At 73.2% G+C, this 2,455-nt stretch carries 1 protein-coding gene; it reads left to right on the top strand.

Going from position 1 to position 2,455, the window contains the following annotated elements; all coding sequences use genetic code 11:
* The coding region (locus tag GA0115242_RS19080) for an Rne/Rng family ribonuclease (RefSeq protein WP_141721647.1) at positions 1-2,455 on the top strand (2,455 nt) is incomplete at both ends.

The raw sequence follows: 2,455 nt of genomic DNA on the forward strand, positions 1-2,455 counted from the left end.
CCCGCGCCGTCCGGCCCGCCCCGCGGTCGCCGTGTTCCAGGCGCCCGTCTTCACCGAGCCCCGGTTCCAGACGCCCGAGCGCGCCGCCGCCGAGGCCGCCGCAGGCGCGTCCGGTGCCGACGACCTCGACGCCGTCGAGGAGACCGAGGAGCCGACCGCGGCCGTCGAGCCCGCCAGGGCGCCCGCCGCCGAGGAGCCGTCCGCCGGTTCCCGGCGCCGCCGTCGCCGTCGCGGCGCGGCCTTCGGCGACGAGTCCGAGGCGCAGGCCCCCGAGCCCGCCGCCGAGGACGAGCCGGAGGACGCCGAGGCCGAGGACGGCCACGACGGGGACGACGACTCCGAGGACACCGGTTCGCGCCGCCGCCGTCGCCGGGGCGGTCGCCGCCGCCGGCGCGGCGAGTCCGCCGACTCCGGTGGCGACGACGAGTCGGACGAGCACGACGACACCGACGAGCGCGCCGCGCGCGACGACTCCGACGACGCCGAGGACGGCGCCGGGCAGAGCGACGAGGACGAGGACGACGACGTCCGCCAGGGTGACTCCGGCGGCTCGAACTCCAGCAGCCGCCGTCGCCGCAGGCGCCGTCGCCGCGCCGGTGACAACGGCACCGACGGCGAGCCCGGCGACAACGACCCGGAGCGCACCGTCGTCAAGGTGCGTGAACCGCGCAAGCAGTCCGAGCCGTCCGACGAGGTCCAGTCCATCAAGGGCTCGACCCGCCTGGAGGCCAAGAAGCAGCGCCGCAGGGAAGGCCGTGAGCAGGGGCGCAGGCGCGTCCCGATCATCACCGAGGCCGAGTTCCTGGCCCGCCGTGAGGCCGTCGAGCGCGTGATGGTGGTCCGCCAGCACGGCGACCGCACCCAGATCGGCGTCCTGGAGGACGGGGTGCTCGTCGAGCACTACGTCAACAAGGAGCAGTCGACGTCGTACGTCGGCAACGTCTACCTGGGCAAGGTCCAGAACGTGCTGCCGTCGATGGAGGCCGCCTTCATCGACATCGGCAAGGGCCGCAACGCAGTCCTGTACGCCGGTGAGGTCAACTTCGAGGCGCTCGGCATGGCCAACGGGCCGCGCCGCATCGAGTCCGCCCTCAAGTCCGGCCAGTCCGTGCTCGTGCAGGTCACGAAGGACCCCATCGGGCACAAGGGCGCCCGCCTCACCAGCCAGGTCTCGCTGCCCGGCCGCTACCTCGTGTACGTGCCCGAGGGCTCGATGACCGGCATCAGCCGCAAGCTGCCCGACACCGAGCGGGCCCGGCTGAAGACCATCCTCAAGAAGATCGTCCCCGAGGACGCGGGCGTCATCGTGCGCACCGCGGCCGAGGGCGCGAGCGAGGACGAGCTGCGCAGGGACGTCGAACGGCTCCAGGCGCAGTGGGAGGAGATCCAGAAGAAGGCCAAGGGCGGCAACGCCCCGACGCTGCTGTACGGCGAGCCCGACATGACCGTCCGGGTCGTCCGCGACATCTTCAACGAGGACTTCACCAAGGTCGTCGTCAGCGGCGACGAGGCCTGGTCGACGATCCACGGCTACGTCGCGCACGTCGCCCCCGACCTCGCCGACCGGCTGTCGAAGTGGACCTCCGAGGTCGACGTCTTCGCCACGTACCGGATCGACGAGCAGCTCGCCAAGGCCCTGGACCGCAAGGTCTGGCTTCCCAGCGGCGGTTCGCTGGTGATCGACAGGACCGAGGCGATGATCGTCGTCGACGTCAACACCGGCAAGTTCACCGGCCAGGGCGGCAACCTGGAGGAGACGGTCACCAGGAACAACCTGGAGGCGGCCGAGGAGATCGTCCGCCAGCTCCGGCTGCGCGACCTCGGCGGCATCATCGTCATCGACTTCATCGACATGGTCCTGGAGTCCAACCGCGACCTGGTCCTGCGCCGCCTGCTCGAATGCCTCGGGCGCGACCGCACCAAGCACCAGGTGGCCGAGGTGACCTCGCTCGGGCTCGTGCAGATGACCCGCAAGCGGGTCGGGCAGGGGCTCCTTGAGTCCTTCTCCGAGACCTGCGTGCACTGCAACGGGCGGGGCGTCATCGTCCACCTGGAGCAGCCCGGTTCCGCCGGTGGCGGCGGCAAGCGCAAGAAGCGCGGCCGGGGCGGCGACGGCCACAGCCACGAGGCCGCGCACCCGGTCGACGCCGACGGCACCGACGAGGAGACCGAGACCGAGAGCGTCGCCGAGGTGGCCGCCGAGGCCGCCGCGCCGGTCGCGCTGCCCGGTCCCGAGTTCACCCCCGACGAGGAGCTGTACAGCAGCGTCGCCGAGGCGGAGGCCGCCGCCCGCGGCCGTTCGCGGCGCCGGACGAGCCGCCGGGCGTCCGCCCCGGCCGGTGCGCCCAGCCGCAGCGAACAGCGCGAGCAGCGGGAGCAGCGCGACGAGCGCGAGCGGCGTGACGAGCCGAGGGCGGAGACCCCGAGGTCCGAGGCGCCGAAGTCCGAGGCGCCG

Origin of the sequence: Streptomyces sp. SolWspMP-5a-2 (assembly GCF_900091845.1) — a bacterium.
GTDB lineage: Bacteria > Actinomycetota > Actinomycetes > Streptomycetales > Streptomycetaceae > Streptomyces > Streptomyces doudnae.